This is a genomic window from Pedobacter sp. AK013, from assembly GCF_014205835.1.
Classification (GTDB): Bacteria; Bacteroidota; Bacteroidia; order Sphingobacteriales; family Sphingobacteriaceae; genus Pedobacter.
In genome coordinates this window covers 127,612-146,731 of the sequence record NZ_JACHCQ010000007.1, presented here as the reverse complement: position 1 = coordinate 146,731, position 19,120 = coordinate 127,612, and the positions used below count along the sequence as shown (strand labels likewise).

At 42.1% G+C, this 19,120-nt stretch carries 14 protein-coding genes; 4 read left to right on the top strand and 10 right to left on the bottom strand.

What is annotated here, in order from left to right; translation table 11 throughout:
• Positions 1 to 23: 23 nt before the first annotated feature.
• On the bottom strand, positions 24 to 1,571 hold the full coding sequence (locus HDC90_RS07150; protein WP_184465281.1) for an FAD-dependent monooxygenase: 1,548 nt from the start codon (positions 1,569 to 1,571) through the stop codon (positions 24 to 26).
• A gap of 76 nt (positions 1,572 to 1,647) precedes the next feature.
• Complete coding sequence (locus tag HDC90_RS07145; RefSeq protein ID WP_221451809.1) at positions 1,648 to 2,478, bottom strand: AraC family transcriptional regulator; 831 nt, start codon at positions 2,476 to 2,478, stop codon at positions 1,648 to 1,650.
• A gap of 305 nt (positions 2,479 to 2,783) precedes the next feature.
• On the opposite strand from HDC90_RS07145, the gene HDC90_RS25705 reads away from it, so the two are divergent.
• From HDC90_RS25705 to HDC90_RS07135, 3 genes are all read left to right on the top strand, one after another.
• Positions 2,784 to 3,101 carry a DUF6660 family protein gene (locus tag HDC90_RS25705; protein WP_370576574.1) on the top strand — a complete coding sequence of 106 codons (318 nt, stop codon included), beginning with the start codon at positions 2,784 to 2,786 and terminating at the stop codon, positions 3,099 to 3,101.
• Positions 3,102 to 3,217: 116 nt separating this feature from the next.
• Complete coding sequence (locus HDC90_RS07140) at positions 3,218 to 7,594, top strand: CusA/CzcA family heavy metal efflux RND transporter (RefSeq protein ID WP_184465280.1); 4,377 nt, start codon at positions 3,218 to 3,220, stop codon at positions 7,592 to 7,594.
• 11 nt (positions 7,595 to 7,605) lie between these two features.
• A complete protein-coding gene (locus HDC90_RS07135) occupies positions 7,606 to 8,778 on the top strand; it encodes an efflux RND transporter periplasmic adaptor subunit (protein WP_184465279.1) in 1,173 nt (390 codons plus the stop codon).
• Between the two features lie 91 nt (positions 8,779 to 8,869).
• Here the strand turns inward: HDC90_RS07135 and HDC90_RS07130 are convergent, their stop codons facing one another.
• Positions 8,870 to 9,352 carry a hypothetical protein gene (locus tag HDC90_RS07130; protein ID WP_184465278.1) on the bottom strand — a complete coding sequence of 161 codons (483 nt, stop codon included), beginning with the start codon at positions 9,350 to 9,352 and terminating at the stop codon, positions 8,870 to 8,872.
• Between the two features lie 297 nt (positions 9,353 to 9,649).
• Between HDC90_RS07130 and HDC90_RS07125 the strand changes: the two genes are divergently transcribed.
• A complete protein-coding gene (locus HDC90_RS07125) occupies positions 9,650 to 9,916 on the top strand; it encodes an efflux RND transporter periplasmic adaptor subunit (protein ID WP_184465277.1) in 267 nt (88 codons plus the stop codon).
• A 352-nt stretch (positions 9,917 to 10,268) separates the two neighbouring features.
• Here HDC90_RS07125 and HDC90_RS07120 read toward each other — a convergent pair whose 3' ends face one another.
• The 7 genes from HDC90_RS07120 to HDC90_RS07095 form a co-directional block, all read right to left on the bottom strand.
• The gene (locus HDC90_RS07120) at positions 10,269 to 12,149 is read right to left on the bottom strand and encodes a DUF4859 domain-containing protein (protein ID WP_184465276.1); all 1,881 of its coding nucleotides are present in this window, start codon (positions 12,147 to 12,149) and stop codon (positions 10,269 to 10,271) included.
• A 140-nt stretch (positions 12,150 to 12,289) separates the two neighbouring features.
• Complete coding sequence (locus HDC90_RS25320; RefSeq protein ID WP_370576575.1) at positions 12,290 to 13,210, bottom strand: carbamoyltransferase C-terminal domain-containing protein; 921 nt, start codon at positions 13,208 to 13,210, stop codon at positions 12,290 to 12,292.
• Between the two features lie 8 nt (positions 13,211 to 13,218).
• A complete protein-coding gene (locus tag HDC90_RS25315; RefSeq protein ID WP_221451808.1) occupies positions 13,219 to 14,049 on the bottom strand; it encodes a carbamoyltransferase N-terminal domain-containing protein in 831 nt (276 codons plus the stop codon).
• Positions 14,050 to 14,062: 13 nt separating this feature from the next.
• The gene (locus tag HDC90_RS07110; protein ID WP_184465275.1) at positions 14,063 to 14,212 is read right to left on the bottom strand and encodes a DUF5989 family protein; all 150 of its coding nucleotides are present in this window, start codon (positions 14,210 to 14,212) and stop codon (positions 14,063 to 14,065) included.
• Positions 14,213 to 14,225: 13 nt separating this feature from the next.
• The gene (locus HDC90_RS07105) at positions 14,226 to 14,609 is read right to left on the bottom strand and encodes an SxtJ family membrane protein (RefSeq protein ID WP_184465274.1); all 384 of its coding nucleotides are present in this window, start codon (positions 14,607 to 14,609) and stop codon (positions 14,226 to 14,228) included.
• A gap of 1 nt (position 14,610) precedes the next feature.
• Positions 14,611 to 16,434, bottom strand: coding sequence for a GDSL-type esterase/lipase family protein (locus tag HDC90_RS07100; protein WP_184465273.1), 1,824 nt, complete (start codon positions 16,432 to 16,434; stop codon positions 14,611 to 14,613).
• 42 nt (positions 16,435 to 16,476) lie between these two features.
• A complete protein-coding gene (locus HDC90_RS07095) occupies positions 16,477 to 18,807 on the bottom strand; it encodes a TIM-barrel domain-containing protein (RefSeq protein WP_184465272.1) in 2,331 nt (776 codons plus the stop codon).
• Positions 18,808 to 19,120 lie beyond the last annotated feature (313 nt).

The window sequence follows — 19,120 nt, the reverse complement described above, 5'->3', positions numbered from 1 at the left end:
CTTATGATCATCCTCTTTTTATGTTAATCAACATGCTGATTTACAAACCATCTTTCCATTGCTTTTTGCAGTTCGCTAATCTCCAGGACATTATCTGTAGCCCAAGCTACAATCCCATCGGGGCGGACCAACACTGCGCATAAGCCTAAATTATCTTTCGCAGTTGCCGAAATATAATCGATTTGGCCGCTGTATTCCTCCGCTAACTTTTTGAGTGGAATATGATCATCAAAATCGAGCAATATGCCCTGTCCATTGTGCATCAGGTCGCTAATTTTTGTACCCTCTTCAAACTCAAATTCAGGAACGCTACGGCCAACCAACGGATGTTTCCCCGTGAGATCAATTTTAGTCAAAACGCCCCACACTCTTCCTGCAAAATAGGTGGCGCCATCAGTGGTATTGATAAGGTCGGTAATAATGGCATGTAAAGCGCGGGCATTAGGTTCGGGTTTCATAATTGCAGCCTGAGCGCGCGACCAATCGAGTACCTGCACACCGATTGGATGCCGTTCTGTACCATAACTATCCAATAGACCTTCAGGAGCTTTTCCGCGGATGGTGGCTGCAAGTTTCCAGCCCAGGTTCATGGCATCTCCCAAACCCAGGTTTAGCCCTTGTCCACCCAATGGAGCATGGATGTGTGCAGCATCGCCAGCTAAAAGTATGCGTCTGTTGCGGTAGTTCGTAGCTTGCCTCGCCCGGTCGGTCCAGGTGCTTGCAATATGGAGTGTACTGATGGTAACATCGGTGTTTGAAACACGGCGCAGTACCTCTTGCAGGTGTTCTCGTGTAACAGGCTTGGCTGATCCATGAAATGCACCGCCATCAAAATCCTGTATGGCCAGGTAACCCGGTTGCGATTGCATGTACATGCCTCTTGGAGTTACATTCCGGCCTGGTTTAAGCACTTCTGGATTGAGGATGTCTGCCTTAGCCGAGTAGCCTGTAAATTCGGGTTCAGTGCCAGCAAATTCGAAGCCACCCATTTTGCGTACCACGCTCCGGCTTCCATCGCATCCTACAAGCCATTTACATGCGAAAGATTGTTCGCCTGCCTGTACAATTACACCTTCATTATTTTGATGGAAACCTGTAACTGCAAAACCCCGTTTTATTTCAGTGCCCAGGAATTCTGCGCGCCTGGAAAGTGCCGTTTCCAGCTCCTGCATTTCAGTAATTAAACTGGCAGGTGTAGAACTTGGCAGGCGGTATTTCCATTGCTTGCTATCAATATCGCCATCATGGAATGGAATGCCGGCGAAATGCCCTGCCTGACGACGGGGTCCTTGCACGGCATTTTGGTGAGGGTTTTTAAGGTGTTTGTGAATTTCAAGTTCCTGCAATAGGTGGCGGCGACAAAGTGCTTCAATAGTTGGCGATGATAAGCCGCGGATGCCGAAGGGAAGCCGCTTTAAAGGTGATTGCATCTCTATTGCTTTTTCGAGTACCAGCACTGAACATTTGGCCAAAGCCAATTCGCAGGCCAGGAAGAGGCCTACCGGGCCGGCACCAGAAATAACGACATCGTAAATATCACTTGCTGATTTATTTTTTAAAGTTGTGCTCATGTTGTATGATTAAAACACAAAATTCAGCAATGTACTTAAGCTAGGCTTGTATAAATACGACAATCCTTTGTTGGGTTCATGAAGAGAGATTAATCAAACCATTGCTTAACGCCTGTTTGCCTATTTTCGCCTTACGGGCAAATGCTGCGGGACTAGTACCGCTATAACGCTTAAATTCCCGGCTCAGATGAGGCTGATCAGTGTACCCAAACTCATCTGCCAGACTGGCCAAATTGGCACTTGGATCCATCCACAATCGGTTTCTTACCTGTTCAAAACGCATCAGGCCCGATACATCTTTAACAGTATGGCCAGAAGACCGTTTAAAGTTCCTTTCCAACGTACGCACCGTTACGTGTGCTGCCGCGGCTACCTCACTCACGGGTATAGTACCTTTTGCCACCTGCATTGCAATCCCGGCTTTGTATAACATGCTGTTAGCAGCAACCTGAGTCCTGGCCTGTAAGAAATATTGTTTTACTTCGGCCACCGCTTCATCTATTTTTCCATCAAGAATAAATGCATTCAGTTTGGGTTGAAGCTGAGCCATGGGATGCTCAAATAGGTGTAATCCATGCTTGTTGGATGGGAGACCGAGTAAATCGAATACAGTCCATGGAAAGCATCTGACCCCAATGATTTCAAGACGGTTTTTCGCGTAAAAAATAGCGGGTTGATTAAGCAGCCCCATCATAAAAGGTGAGGGTAAGGGCTGTAACACCCCATCAGAAAAAATGCTGCAACCGCTGCCGAAATGAAAAATAATCTCCGCGTAACCATCAGGTACTACTTCAAAAGCCGATGGTTCTGTCCCAGCTTCCCTCTTGTTGTACCAAAAACATTTTATCGTATCCTGTAGTTCCTCTGTGGCTTCGAATTCCTGGTGGTGCATTTTAATTGGTGGCATATCCAATGGTATTGTATACAAGTATAGGGCTTATTATATTATTTTCAATTGGCTGAAGCTTCAGAATGCCTGTTGGCGAAAACAGGACAATGTCAAGATTACATTAGCCATGATTCATGCTAAAAAGTATTAAGCTTAATGATGCAAACGAAAATCTGAGTAACTTATCCATAATGGGTTTTTAAGGAAATATTGGAGAATGGCTATCAATTAATAAAGAGATAATTTTAATGATCAAAACAGAATAGGAATTTTAATAAAAGCGGCTTTATGAATTAAAAGCTTTAATCATTACATTTGCCCTTGTGAAAAACTTTGTATTCCTTTTTTCTCTTTACCTGATCCTTCTGGGGCTAATGCCCTGCCAGGACAGAGAGGATATGGTTTCCAAGTCACGCACAGAAAGCATTGTGTACAGCGATCATGCAAAAGCTAAACATATGGATGGAGAATCCTGTCCACCGTTCTGCAGTTGTGCCTGTTGCTCGGTCGGTCAGCACTTTCCGACCGAAAAATTAACAGATCTGATTGTTCCTGCATACAGGAAGCCTTACCCTGTTTTCCAGTGCTCAGCATTGAAAAAACAATCATTCGATATTTGGCAACCGCCTAAACTCGTTTAAATCAATTTTTTATCTCATGGCCCTGTCCATGAAAAGCATGCTTTTTACAAGCGCAATGTTGTGCCATTGAGGTGCAATAATGCCTTGCTATTTATTGATTTTTGATTTAAACGACCATGTTGAACAGAATAATACAGTTCTCAATCAGGCAGAAACTGCTGGTGGGAATGATGATGCTGGCACTAATTGCCTGGGGAATCTATTCTTTGCGGCAGTTGCCTATAGATGCCCTTCCCGATATTACGAATAACCAGGTACAGATTATTACTTCCTCGCCAAGCAACGGTGCAGAAGATATTGAGCGCTTTGTAACCTACCCGGTTGAGCAGACCATGGCCACTATTCCCGGGATAGAAGAAGTCAGGTCTTTTAGCAGGTTCGGGCTTTCAGTTGTGACGGTGGTATTTAAAGAGGGTGTAGAGATTTACTGGGCGCGTCAGCAGGTGAGCGAAAGGCTTACTGAAGTAGAAAGAGCCATCCCGAAGGGCATCGGCACGCCTGAGATTGCGCCATTAACCACCGGATTGGGAGAGATTTATCAGTACATAATCCATCCCAAAAAAGGATATGAAAAAAAATATGATGCCACCGAGCTGCGCACCATTCAAGACTGGATTGTTCGCCGCCAGCTATTGGGTGTAGAAGGTATAGCAGATGTAAGCAGCTTTGGCGGGTACCTCAAGCAGTATGAGATTGCCCTCAATCCCGATAAGCTGAGAAGTATGAATATATCCATCAGCGACATTTTTAAGGCCCTTGAAAAAAATAACCAGAACACTGGTGGATCTTATATCGATAAGAAACCTAATGCTTATTTTATCAGGAGCGAGGGACTTATCGACAGTATTGAGGATATTGAAAACATTGTTGTACGGACCAATGAAAACAGCATTCCGGTGCTGATCCGAAATGTAGCTGAAGTGAGGATCGGTGCGGCCACGAGGTACGGTGCCATGACCAGAAACGATCAGGGCGAGGTAGTAGGGGCGGTAGTGATGATGCTAAAGGGCGCCAACTCTTCCAAGGTTATTGCAAACGTAAAAACCCGGATGGAACAGATTGCAAAGAACCTTCCGGAGGGTGTGGTTATTGAACCATTTCTCGATCGTACTAAGTTGGTAGACAATGCTATTGGTACGGTAACCAAAAATCTGGCAGAGGGTGCATTGATTGTTATTTTTGTACTGGTACTGCTTTTGGGAAATTTCCGTGCCGGGCTAATTGTAGCCTCGGTAATTCCACTTGCCATGCTTTTTGCCATATGCCTGATGAACCTTTTTGGTGTCAGTGGAAATCTCATGAGCCTTGGTGCCATTGATTTCGGACTGATCGTAGATGGCGCGGTAATTATTGTGGAAGCTTCACTTCACCACCTGGGCATCCGAAAAAACAAAAATAGGTTGAGCCAACAGGAGATGGATGCCGAGATTTTCGAATCTGCTTCCAAGATCCGTAACAGTGCCGCTTTTGGTGAAATTATTATCCTCATCGTTTACCTCCCAATTCTGGCGTTGGTTGGTATAGAAGGCAAGATGTTCAGGCCAATGGCTCAAACGGTGGCCTTTGCTATCCTCGGCGCATTTATCTTGTCGTTAACCTATGTGCCAATGATGAGTGCGCTGTTTCTAAACAAAACCATTAGCAGCAAAAGAAATATCTCAGACAGGATCATGTCTTTTTTTCAACGCATATATACGCCAATGCTCAATTTTGCACTTCGAGCGAGGGTGGCCGTTGTGGGTATTGCAATAGGCTTATTTGCCATTTGCCTTATTATTTTTAATTACCTGGGTGCCGAGTTTATTCCCACACTGGAGGAAGGCGACTTTGCTGTAGAAACCAGGGTGCTTACCGGAAGCAGCCTTTCTCAGACTATCGAGGCCGCTACAAGGGCTTCGAAGGTGCTAAAGGCCAATTTCCCTGAAATAAAAGAAGTAATTGGAAAGATTGGCTCCAGCGAGATTCCTACCGACCCCATGCCTGTAGAAGCCTGTGACTTGATTATCACGCTAAAGGATAAGGGCGACTGGACAACTGCTTCGACCAGGGATGAGCTTGCAGTAAAGATGCAGGCCAGGCTTGAACAGTATATTCCTGGGGTTACTTTTGGGTTCCAGCAGCCTATCCAGATGCGCTTTAATGAACTCATGACAGGCGCAAGGCAAGATGTGGTGATCAAGATCTATGGAGAGGATTTTTCGAAGTTAAGTACCTATGCAGCTAAGATTGGTACCATAGCCAGAAAAATAGAAGGCGCCCAGGATGTTTATGTAGAACAGGCCTCAGGACTTCCACAGGTGATCATCAAATTTCATAGAGAAAAGATTGCACAGTTCGGGCTGAATATTGAGGATGTAAATACAGCCATCCGCTCTGGATTTGCCGGAGAGGTAGCCGGTCTTGTATTTGAGGGTGAAAAACGATTCGATATGGTTGTCCGCCTGGAGAAAGAAAACAGGCAATCGCTGGAAGATGTGAAGAACCTGTTCGTAACTGCACCCAATGGCAACCAGATCCCGCTGGAACAACTGGCCGATATCGAGTACAAAGAAGGGCCGAACCAGATTCAGCGCGATGATGCAAAACGACGGATTACCGTTGGCTTTAATGTGCGGGGAAGAGATGTGGAGAGTATTGTTAAGGAAATTCAGCAGAAGATTGAAACAGAAGTTAAGTTTTCACCAGGGTACTACCCAACCTTTGGCGGTACTTTTGAGAACCTGCAGGCAGCCAATAAAAGATTAAGTATTGCCGTTCCACTGGCACTTTTGCTCATTTTACTGTTGCTTTATCTTACTTTTTCATCCATCAAACATGCACTTCTAATTTTTACTGCAATTCCATTGTCGGCCATTGGTGGCGTATTTGCCTTATGGGCACGGGGTATGCCATTTAGTATCTCTGCAGGTATAGGTTTTATTGCACTTTTTGGAGTGGCAGTACTCAATGGTATTGTACTGATCAGTGAATTTAACAGCTTAAAAAAAGAAGGAATGAAAGATATTTTCGAAATAATTAAAATAGGGACATCAGTCAGACTTCGGCCGGTTATTATGACGGCGCTTGTGGCCTCTTTGGGTTTTCTTCCAATGGCTATCTCGGGTGGTAGCGGTGCTGAAGTGCAGCGCCCGCTGGCCACGGTAGTTATCGGTGGACTGATCTCAGCAACATTGCTAACCCTCTTGGTGCTTCCAGTGCTTTATATCTGGATAGAAAAAATAGGCCGCAAAAAAGTAAGAATTGCGCCTGTGGCAGGTATAATAGTCATATTTGTTAGCTTGTTTGGCTTGCAACCCGCTAAGGCCCAGACAGCGTTAACCCTTGAGCAGGCCATATCGTCGGCACTGGAAAACAACAGGGCCATTAACGGGGCCAGCCTGGGTGTAGGACTGCAGCAGGCGCTTAGGAAGGGTGCTTTCGAAATGCCTAAAACAGAAGTTTCGATGCTTTACGGGCAATACAATAGTCTGGTTAAAAACGATAATAATATTACTGTTTCACAAACAATTCCTTTTCCAACACTTTTCGCTGCAAATGCTGCATTAGGCGACGAACGCATTAAAGCAGGCCAACTTCAGGTTGCTTCAACTAAAAACGAACTTATTTTTCAGGTTAAAACGGTTTACACTAATCTTCAATACTTGTATTCGAAAGAAAAACTCCTGCTCGAACAAGATAGCATTTACAAGGGGTTTGTAAAATCGGCTTCGTTAAAGTACAAAACAGGCGAGGGTAACCTGCTTGAAAAGGTAGCCGCCGAAACGCAGCTCAAGGATGTACAGAATCTGCTCGATCAAAACCGATCTGACATTGAAATTTATACCACACAGTTTGCTACACTCCTTGGTAGGGGCGGGCTACCCCTGATCGCTGACAGGTTTTTAAAGGAAACACCAGAAATTTCGATCGCAGATACGGCTGTTTTAAATGAAAATCCGGCCATTGCCTATTTCAGGCAGCAGATCGTAATCGCCGAAAAACAACATAAAGTAGAACTCGCCAAAGCATTACCCGATTTTACCCTTGGCTATTTCAACCAATCGCTAACCGGTTTTCAAAACATTAATGGAAGTGAGGTTTTCTTTGGCCGCGACAAACGTTTTCAGGGCTTTCAGGTGGGGCTTTCCATTCCCTTGTTTTATAGAGCCTATTCTGCTAAGGCAAAGGCTGCATCTATTAACAAGGATATTGCGGCAAACGACCTGGAGCTCCAGCAGCGAAAATTAACAGGCCAGTATCAACAGGCCCTGGGCGAATACCTGAAAAACAAGAAACGTTATAACTATTTTATGACTTCGGCACTAGCCAATGCAGCTCTGATATTAAAAAACAGCCGTATCGCCTACCAGAACGGAGAAATAGGTTATTCGGAATACCTGCTGAATCTTAAACAGGCAAATGGTATTTACGAGGGGCGCCTGATGGCTCTGCTCCAGCTAAGCCAGAGCATCAATCAGATTGAATTTTTAATCGGTAACAACAAATCATTATAAGCTTAAATCTCATGAGATCTATATATAAATATTTTATCCTCGTATCTTTTTCATTTTATTTGGCTGGTTGCAGCAATTCCGGTTCGAAGAAGGAGCCCGAAAAAGAGGCCGTTCACGAAAAGAGCGATATCGTAACCCTTACGCCAGAGCAGCATAAGCTATCTGAAATTACGCTCGGCAATATTGAGCTGAAAGAATTAAGTGGAACAACCAAAGTAAACGGTGTGCTCGATCTCCCCCCGCAAAGCATGGTGTCTATATCCACACCGCTTGAAGGGATTGTAAAAAGTACCAGCATGTTGCAGGGAAAGCGCGTAGCAAAGGGGGCGCTCGTAGCTGTAATGCAGAATCCGGAATTCATTCAGATGCAACAGGATTACCTGGATTATAAAAGTCAATTACAGTTCTTAAAGCAGGAGCTAGACCGTCAGGAAGAATTGGCAAAGGAAAACGTAAATTCTAAAAAAGCACTTCAGAAAGCAAGGAGCGAGTACCAGAGCGTGAGTGCAAGATTGCTGGGGCAACGTTCAAAACTTTCCCTTATGAATATCAGTTTTGCGGCACTGGAAAAAGGACAGATCCAGAAAACCTTTAACCTCTACACACCATTGGCGGGTTATGTTACGCAGGTGAACACCAATATTGGTGCTTTTGCCAGTACCACCGATGTATTGTTCAAGATTGCCGATACCGAGCACCTGCATGCAGAGCTTACGGTATTTGAAAAAGATGTGCCCAAGCTTAAGCTGGGCCAGAAAGTACGCTTTGTATTGGCCAATGAGGAAAAGGAACGTATGGCAACGGTTCACCTCATCGGCAGGGAAATCAGTAAAGAGCGTACGGTACAAATTCACTGCCACCTGGACAAGGAAGATACGCAATTGCTTCCGGGCATGTACCTTAAGGCCTACGTAGAAAGTGGTATGAACAAAGTAGAAGCTTTACCAGATGCAGCAATTGTTGAATTTGAAGGCAAAAAATTTGTGTTTATCAATCAGCCTGCTCTTAAAGGCAGTAAGGATTACCGTTACAGGATGATGGAAGTAAAAACAGGAGTTGCCGAGAATGGTTATACCCAGGTTTCTTTTGCAGAGCCGATCAGTGAGGTGAAGGTAGTAGTAAAGGGCGCTTATGATCTGTTAAGCAAGGTGAAAAATGCCGAAGAAGAAAGTGAGGGACATTAGATCAAACCAAAATTCTAGTCTTTGTTTATTAAATTTTTTTATGATTAATTAAATGTTAAATTGATTTTTGGCTTTAGTTGAGTCTCCAGACTCAACACTTGTTCAAAGTGCGATAGATTCTATTTTGAAATGGATTTATTTTTTTATCCGAAAAATAGGTTGCAGAAACAACATTTCCAAGTAAAGCATGCAATTCAAGTAAAATAGAGTTTTTCATTTTCGGATTAAAATAGATTACGTAATAGAATTCTGGGGGCTGTTCAGGATCCAGATAGATTCCCTTTAAGCGAAAGCCAAAAATCTCTTTGTCAAGCTTTTGTAGATCTTTGGAGCTAAAATTGGTTTCCTTTAGGTATTTGGTTGGAGCCTCATTTCTATTATATGAAACAAGAACATCTCCGGATTTTAGCCATTGCAAAGTGAAATTGCCAGCAGGCATTTTATGCATCGGCTGCCATTTGGCGCCAACGTCATTGTTTTCCGGACTCATAGAGAGGTATGGTGCGGAAACTTGTGCGTAAGTTGCCTGGCAAATAACAGATACAAAGAATATGAGGAAGAAGTGTTTGGTCATTTCTAATTGGAATAAAGACCTGTATATATAGCTGTGCCATTAATTCTGGCCCTATGGTTAGCACCATTCAAATCCATACCAAAACCTACATTAAAATTAAGCTTTTAACAAACTATAGAAAAGCTTGTTGTTGTCAGGGTTAGATTTAAGCAATTCATAATCTTTTTTAAAAATTTTTGCAAATTTTTTGGAAGCTACATTATATAATGACAAGATAGTCAAATGAATGTTGTATGTGAGTCGTAAAAATATTTAGTAATCTTTTTACTTTCTCAAATATAAGGAGGGAGGGGTACGGTGCAAATTAACTGCCACCTGGACAAGGAAGATACACAGCTGCTTCCGGGCATGTACCTTAAGGCCTATGTAGAAAGTGGAATGAACAAGGTTGAATCACTGCCCGATGCGGCAATTGTTGAATTTGAAGGCAAAAAATTTGTGTTTATCGATCAGCCTGCTCTTAAAGGCAGTAAGGATTACCGTTACAGAATGGTGGAAGTAAAAACAGGAGTTGCCGAGAATGGTTATACCGGGTTTCTTTTACAGAACCGATCAGTGAGGTGAAGGTTGTGGTAAAGGGCGCTTATGATCTGTTAAGTAAGGTGAAAAATGCCGAAGAAGAAGGTGAGAGACATTAAATCAGATCAGGATTGTGGTATAAAGACCAAGAGGCCGTATCATAAGGTGTAATTTTGCTTCAAATTTGTCACGTTGAGCCTTGCCTGTACTGCGTTTGACGAAGTATCGAAAAGACTTTAAGGCATTTAAAAGAGATCCTTCGACAAGCTCAGGATAACAATCTTAAATTTATAATATTGTCCCAACATTTCATAATCCGTAGAGTCGCTGTGCTTAACTCTATGGACAAATAGGCAAAAAATGCCCGGATCATTAAGACATCCCGGGCATTTTCAGGTTAGCTCGAAACCACTATTTTATGGTATTTTATGGTCAAATTAACAGTGAAGGTAGCTGTAACCTTACTGCCCGAAGCCAACGTATATACCAATGCTTGTTTCATGGTATACTTATCACCTGTATTGACACGGTTGGGATACTGACCAGCGCTTAGCTTAAAATTCTGTGCATCAAACTCGCAAAACACACGCGAATTAGCCGAACTATAGCTAACTACATAACCATTGGCATCGAACCACTGCCCGTAGCCGTTAGCTGTTAGGGTAGCATTCAGGTTATTATTAGGTTCAAGTGCATAAAATTTAATGTCGGTGCCTATTTTGTTGGTAATATCCTGTTTAGGTAATTGAAAGGCAGAAGCCAGCTTAGTTATATCAATTTCGGCTGTGGTATAATCGTAAGAAGTGGTACTCCGGTTTACTTCAAGATCATAAGTAAAAGCTACATCTTTAGGGGGCTGATTATTGTAGCCCGGTAAATTGGTGTTCTGGAATTTTACTTTATATGGCCATTGTTCGTCATTGGTATTATTATCATCCCAGGCATGCGGATGGTATTGGGTAGGGGCGCCGGTCACCACGAACCAAAGGCGGCTGCAATTAACCGGAATAGTAAAGGTTGCATTTCCGGAGGCACTTGTAAACATGGTGCTGTAGCTTCGGGTACCATTTGTTGATAAAGCAACGAAACCATACCTCCAGCCGGCAATGCTGGCATCTACCTGGTTATAACCCGAAGCGTTTGGCAAGCCTTGAAATACCCCTGTAACAGTTGTGCCTGCAGCAGGTACCTCTAAGGGGATAACATTGTAACCGGTTGTTTGCGGGCAAAAGCTGGGGTCAGGCTGGAAAGCACCATCGCTCATCAGGTTCATCTTATAATGATGTGCACCGATTTTGCTTGCGCCCAGCGTACGGATGTTATCAATATCCCAGGTTACAAATTTAGATGCGGCATCATATAATTCATCGTTTAGCTGGCTCACTGAAAGTCCGTATAAACGTTGATAAACTTGAATCGGATCTTCATAGCGTTGTGCAGCCTGCCATATTTTGCCGATAACGGTAATGCCTCTTTTTTGTGCCCAGTACTGATGGATCATGTAGTTGGCGTAGCGGTAATCTTCGTGGATGAGGTGTTTTTGGTAATTATCCAGGTAAGGATCGAACCAGCTGCTAAAAAGCTCGTTAGGGTAAGAGATAAAAGATTGCCATTGTGCCGTTTGTTCCCAAAAGGCATTTCCTCCTGCTCCATTGCCTCCGAAACCCCACCTGAAGCCATGAGAGGTACTTAAATCGCACGATACCTGGTATTGAAAACTATGGCCGATCTCATGCCCGATTGTTGAGCCAACCGGCCGGCAGGTCTGCGGACTTACCCATAATGCACCTATGGTATCGTCGTATCCTGAACCAGTTGCACGCCAGCCATCCTCATAATATAAAAAGATCATCAATTTGTATTTGTCCAGTTTTGAAGTTCCGTTTCCAACAGTGACAAATTTCAACGTATTCACATTTAGGTTATAAAACGATTCGGCCTTAGCCAGCAAATCATCAATATCTACACGGTATTTTGAATCTACATTTGTAGAGGAAGGGTTGTTACTGCCATATCCTTTCCCCCAGAACAGAATAAAGTGATCAGATTGCTTAGAACGGGCATAACACCATTCGCTTTCTGTAGAATTCCAATCCATATTCTGCATGGAGGTTGGTTTGTAAATCTGCAGGTTGGTAGCCGCCTGCGTACTTGTTTCATTTGCAGGAGGATCAGGGGCTAACTCAGCTTTCTTACACGCAGTAAAGTTTAAAAATAAGATTAAGAAAAGTACAGCACCGATGCGCCGGTGCAGCATTAATTTCGATAAGTAGTTCATTGTTTTAAGGTTAAATGATGTATTCAGCAAATTAACCAGAACTCCAAAACTATAATTACATGTTTTTATCTATAAATAGCTCATTTTTAACCTTTCTATGCTTAGCATAAATCTTGATAAAAGCTAAGAATGCCTACATATCAAAGCCCGATCTTTTTTTTATCGATCAGTAAACCTTCAATAGCCAGAATATCAATTTCTGTATTTAAAAAGCAGCATATTGCATCTTCGGGACTTGAGGCTATAGGTTCGTTCATTACATTTAGGGAGGTGTTAATTACTGCCGGGCATCCCGTAAGGTTGTAAAATGCCGTAATTAACTGATGAAAATCAGGATGATGTGCTTTGTTCACTGCCTGAATCCTGGCCGTACCATCAACATGGACGGCTCCTGGAATTAAAACTGCATGGGGTGCCTGATGGCCATTGTGATCACCAAAATAGTTTTCTGTAAACAACATGTAGCGGTTTTTAGGGCCTTCACCGAAATATAAATCGGCAAATTCTTCCAAAATAGCGGGAGCAAAGGGGCGGAAAGACTCTCTAAACTTAATTTTTGCATTAAGTATGGCTTTCATTTCACTGTTTCTAGGGTCGGCGAGAATGCTGCGGCAACCCAATGCTCTTGGACCAAACTCTGTTCTTCCGCTGAAATATGCGATTACCTTGCCATCAGCTAAGTATGCTGCTATTTTACGATAATAAATATCATGCTCAACCTTTTCATAATTTAGGCCATAGGCACTAAGTGCTGTAATTACCTCATTTTGAGTATAGCTTGGGCCGAGCAGCGATTGTTGCATTCCATCCGCCTGCTTTACAGGATTTCTAACGCCCGATAAATGCGCATAATATACACTGTAAGCGGCACCTAATGCACCACCGGCATCGCCTGCTGCAGGTTGTACCCAAACGCGTTTAAAACCAGAATGCTGCCTGATGGCCGAATTAATGATGCAGTTCAGTGCAACTCCTCCAGCAATACAAAGGTTATCTATTGCAAATTCCCTGTAAAGACTTTGAGTCAGTTTAATCATGATCTCTTCAGTTACTTCTTGTATGGAACTTGCTATGTCTTTATGAAATGCCAGCAGTTCTTCGTCTCTCGCACGCGCTGAATGGCCAAATGCTTGTCGAATTTTTTATTGGTCATCTTCAGCCCGGTACAATAATCAAAATAATCCATGTTCAGGCGAAAAGAACCATCTGTTTTAACATCAATTAAATGATCATAAATGAGCTGTTTGTATACTGGTGTGCCGTACGAAGCTAAACCCATTACTTTATATTCGTCAGAATTGACTTTAAAACCTAAGTAATAGGTGAAAGCAGAATATAAAAGGCCGATGGAGTTAGGGAAATTGATTTCTTTTTTTAAAGTTAGGTGTGCCGAACTACCTATTGAAACATTTGTTGTAGCCCATTCGCCCACACCATCTACCGTTAATACCACAGCCTGTTCAAATGGACTTGGGTAAAAAGCAGAGGCCGCATGGGCGTGGTGGTGACTGGTAAACAGAATAGCGCGTGATTTTTCCCATTTGGGATCTATGCCATTAAGCGCCTTTGCTATGTTTTTTTTGATGAATAGTTTATCCTTTAACCATATCGGCATCGATTTTAGGAAAGATTTTAATCCCCTGGGGGCAAAATGAACATATGTTTCGAGCAAGCGTTCAAATTTCAAAAAGGGCTTTTCGTAAAATACAACATGATCTACCTCTGTCAGGGAGATATTAGCAAATTTAAGACAGAACTTTATCGCCTCTGAGGGGAATGATTCATCATTTTTAATCCTGGAGAAACGTTCCTCCTGCGCTGCGGCAATAATTTCCGCGTCCTTTAACAAACATGCGGCGCTGTCGTGATAGTAAGCAGAAATCCCTAGAATATAGCCCATGCTGCGTGCCCGATTAGAATAAACTGTAAATGAACGGAGCCAGTACAGAGCCATGCGCTGCCACCAATACCAAACCCAGGGTAATCAGGATGATAAACAAGGGCCATAACCAGTATTTTTTGCGCTGGGTTAAGAAATGGAAAAATTCGATCAGTGTATCCATTGTATGTATTAATTTAGAATTGTTGATTAAATGAACCCACCGGCCTGCCAGGTATATCTTCCCAATAAGAAACTAACTGCTTATTCTTTTTTGTTTTTAAACCCTGCTTTTTAAATAGACGTAGTAAAAAGGCAATAGGACTGAGGATGAAGATAAATACCAGGATCAACAAAATTGTACCGTTAACCATTCCCAGAAAATGACCAACCTTTGACCATATTGTTCTAATGGGTTCAAGGTATTGCGGAACGAAAATAGCCGTTAAGATTAACGCATCCGATAACAAGAGCATGATTTGCTGCGGATAGGTTCCCTTCCAAAAAATAAGGCAAAGCAAAATACCTGTGGTGCCTAGAATAAGTCCGAATTTCTCGTTTTCTGATTTTTTGTTACGCATGTTACCTGCTATTTTTCTTTATGTATTTCGCTGCTGTTTCATCGGCGCTGAGCTGATGAAAATAGTTGGCAATCAATTCATTGTTGTTGTTAGATGGAGCCTCTTTTTTAAGTTTGATGATGTTTTTTAATATTTCTTCGGTTTGTGTATCCAGGTAGGATTGCCTTCCAGCGTGTTTTAGTATATCATTGTATTGCAGTGCTTTCTCCGGAAGATCTGATTTAAAATAAAACAGAAAAAGATTATTGGCATTCTCAGGTGTTGGTGCAAGGTCGTAAGCTTTTTTAAAATAAAAATCTGCGGTTTGTAGGTCTGCCAGTTCAAAACCCAAGCGGCCTGCATAAGTGTAATAACTTATTTGATAAGGGTTTTCCAGCAGTACAGCTTCGGTAACCTTTAAGGCTTTTTGTTTGTCGCCATTGGCCATAGCGTTTTTATACAGCTCGTCCATGGCTGTTCTCCAGGTAATCCGGTCTACCGCTAATGCACCTGCAAGTTGTTCATCTATTGAATTTCCACGGTTATATGCAGAAGTTATGGGTTCATTAAAGGGCCAACCCGATCGGAGCATCATAATCTGATATACACCATATAACGAATCTACTTTGGTAACAGGCATATTAGCCAGCAATTGTGCAAAAGAGATTTCGCTTTGTTTTTTTGCTGGTATTAAATTCCCGTTGTTAATCTGCTGATAAAAAGATTCGCTCATGACGGCGTAACCCAATAAATTTGGGTGTACATGCTCTAGAATGGTTTCTTTACCAATTATTCCACCTGTTTCATTTTTCTCGAACAATGCGCGGGTATCAGCCAGGTAAATGCCAGGATATTGCCTACACAGTTTTTTAATGATCTGGTTGAAGGCTTCTGGTGCTCTGAAACGCAGCTGATCATATTCTTTTGCTAGAACAAAATTTGCTTTCGCGGCTTTAAAATCACCATTTATATATAATTTTTTACCAATTGCGTAATGGTTTTGCGCTGAAAACTTACCCGAACTGATAAATGGTTGAAGGTCTTTTTCGTTGCTTACCAGCGTACTGATTATTGTTGGAATATGTTTTTTTGACAGTAACTGGCACAATTCGCCCATATTGCTGCTAAACTGAGTAATACCACGCTTAAAATCGGCCGATTGATAAGCGATTTGCTGCTTGGTTACCATTCGTTTCATCAGGTTTTCGCGCTTATCAATTCTTTTTCCAAAAAGGTTTGCAGTAGCTTCAATGATGCGGTCTGATAACTGTACCAACTTAAATTCACGCAGTTTAATCACCAATTTTATCCAGGTGTTATTGCCCTTAATCTGGCTAGTAGAGCCAATACCCAAAGCACCGTAATATTCGTTATGCCCGGTATATACCAATACAAGATCTGGCTCATCATTAACAATTTGTTTTGCAAAATCTAATACTGTGTACGAATTTACCGCGGTAAGCGAAACATTAATCACTTCAAAATTTAAGCTAGGATATTGATGCATCAGCCGATATTGTAACCACCTGTGGAACGACCCATTGTGCATGTATGGGTAGCCTGCAGTGGTCGATTCGCCTATCACAAAAATCCTAAAAGTGTTTTTGGATTTTACCGTGCTAAAGCGTTCGCGGTTACCCTGTGTTGCATTGGCACTGGTAGAAAAAAACTTATAAGAGGCGGTAGGGTTCATCATCATATAGCCCTGCTCATCAGGGTCTTTAATAAACAATGAAGGATCAAAGCCATAATTGAATAATCTCAACAGGATTTCGATGAAGCATAAAAATACCAATGGCAGTGCCAATGCCGCTGCCTTAAAGTATATTTCTTTTCGCTTGCCCATTATTTAACGGATATTGTTTTAAAAACCAACATAGCGTTTTGCCTATAGTTTAACGGAAAGTTTACGGCCACTATAATTAATTGATTTATTAATCTTTTGATTATCAATGCCTGTTCCGTTCTGTTGGCTTACCATTACAATGTTGAATTTGCGTTTACCTAACATGCCTTTAAACTGCCCTTTTCTGTCTTCAACGGTAAGTGTTGTTGTAGCATCGTTCCATTTGAAGTGGATTTCTGAAAATGCTCCCTTCTCATAGTTATAACTGTCGTTTTCATCTTCATATAAAACAAAATCACCATTATCACCAGGGTATATGCGGATATCCAGGTCGTTCCATCTTTTTTCTGTAGCATATTGTACTTTTGGTCCCCAAGGCACAATTGAGCCTGCTTTTACATAAAGTGGCATAATCTCCATAGGTGTTTCACGTTTAATCGTTTGCCCGCCTTTATGCGCTTCACCTGTCCAGAAATCGAACCATTTACTGGCAGATGGGAGGTAGATTTCTTTACTTGTCATCCCCTTATCGGTTACTGGTGCTACGAGAAATGCGCTTCCGAACATGTATTCTGAGCTGTTCTCGAAACCTGCAGCATCATTGGGAAATTCAGAGTATAATGGGCGCATAAACGATCCTGCGTGATGAGTTACCACCCAGGCAGTTGCATAATTGTACGGAAGTAAACGGTAGCGGAGGTTGATAAACTTCTCCTGGATATCAAATGCCTGCTCTCCTTTTTTACCAAACTGATATATTTCTCTTGGTATATCGGTACCATGCGAGCGCATCAAAGGAGTAAAGGTTGCAAACTGCATCCACCGGTTATATAATTCCTGAAAATCGGGATTTTTTGCGCCACCACCTTTTACAAAATCACCCGCGAAAAATCCACCAATATCGCCATTCCAATAAGGTAGCCCAGTTAATGAGAAGCTTAATGCTGCTGGTATCTGTTTTTTTAGTGTAGGCCAGTTAGAACCAACATCCCCGCTCCAGGTATTTGTTGCGTATCGTTGCTGACCTGCAAATGCCGACCGGGTTAATAGCAGTACACGTTTATTGTTGCTTACCGCTCTTTGGTGATCATAGACACCTCCCGTGTGTTGAAGGGGGAAAGCGTTCTCTACACTACGGTAACTCCCCAAATAGGTAGGCTGATCGAAATCCCGTTCTTTCACATTAATATGGTCTGGTTCTGTAGAATCGAGCCACCAGGCATCTATACCCAAAGAGAATATACCTTTGTTTAGGTAGTTCCAGTAAATATTGCGGGCAGTAGGGTTATAAACATCATAAGGTTTTGTGTTTGCGCCCGGTGGCCAGGTATCAAAGTTTAGGAGCATATTCTTTGATTTAAACTCTTGGTATTGCGCAGTTTTGGGCGCAAAACCTGGCCACGAAACAATAAAAAGATGCGCATTGAGCTGGTGTACACTATCTACCATGGCTTGTGGTTTTGGGAAAGTGGCCGGATCAAAACTCATGGCATTCCAATTATCATCTTTACCCCAATATTGCCAGTCTTGTACAATACCATCAAGTGGGATGTTTAACGCTCTGTACTTTTTCACCACATTAACAAGCTCGAACTGGGTTTTGTAGCGCTCGCGAGATTGGCTGAAACCAAATGACCATAATGGCATCATTGGGGATTGTCCGGTAAGCGCACGCATTTGTGCAACCACACCATCGCCACCTCCGCCAAACATAAAATAATAATCGGCACAGTTGCCAACTTCCGAATCAAATGAAGTTTCCTGAAGATTATCTGTAAAAGTAGTTGGCGAATAGTTATCCCATAAAATGCCATAACCTTTTACCGATTGGAAGAAAGGGATGGCAACTTTCGTATTTTCCTGTTTAAGGCGTAATTTTTGCCCTCTTTGGTTTAATTTTCCATTCTGTTGCTGGCCAAGCCCATAAATAATTTCGTCCTTGTCTAATAAATAAGCTTGTCTAACTACATAAGTTGGGTTTCCAGCATCGTTTATTGCGGTAAACTGGGTGCCATAATCTTTTTCTGTAAATAACTTTTTGCCGTTTGGCACCTCAAATGAAACTTTTCCGGTTTGCAGGTTAACCGTTGCAGCTATTAGTTTACTACTGATGGTTACACTTTGTCCATTGTTTTTAACATCGAGTGTTAACTGTTCAGGATGTTTTACAACAGAGAGGCTTTCTTTTTTTTGCTGGTTCCCTTCAGGCTTTTTAAAAACACGTATAATAGATGGTGAATAAAAACTTACCTCTACATCCATCGATTGGATAACGGCATGGATGCCCTGTGGTGTTTTTTGAAAAGATTGAGCTTGTACTGAAATGTGGTAGCCTAAAAATAATGTGATTACGGCAATAAATTTTCTTTTCATAATTGATATCATTTGAGGTTGTATTATAAGTGAAATTGTCATCCTGAGTGATCATGTATTGTATAAAAATCAATATGATTGACAGATAATTTTATTAAGTAATGCCCCTCGAGAGATCGTCATTCCCAACTTGATTGGGAATCTTAATGCAGGCGCTTTAAGATTCCCGCATACGCGAGAATGACGACCAAACTAGTGGGTTCTGTCAATGATAGCTTGTCGAAGGACTTTTTTAAATGTCTTAAAAGCGTTTCGACAGGCTCAACGTGACAAATTTGATTTTGAATATATAACTTAAAATACAACCTCATTA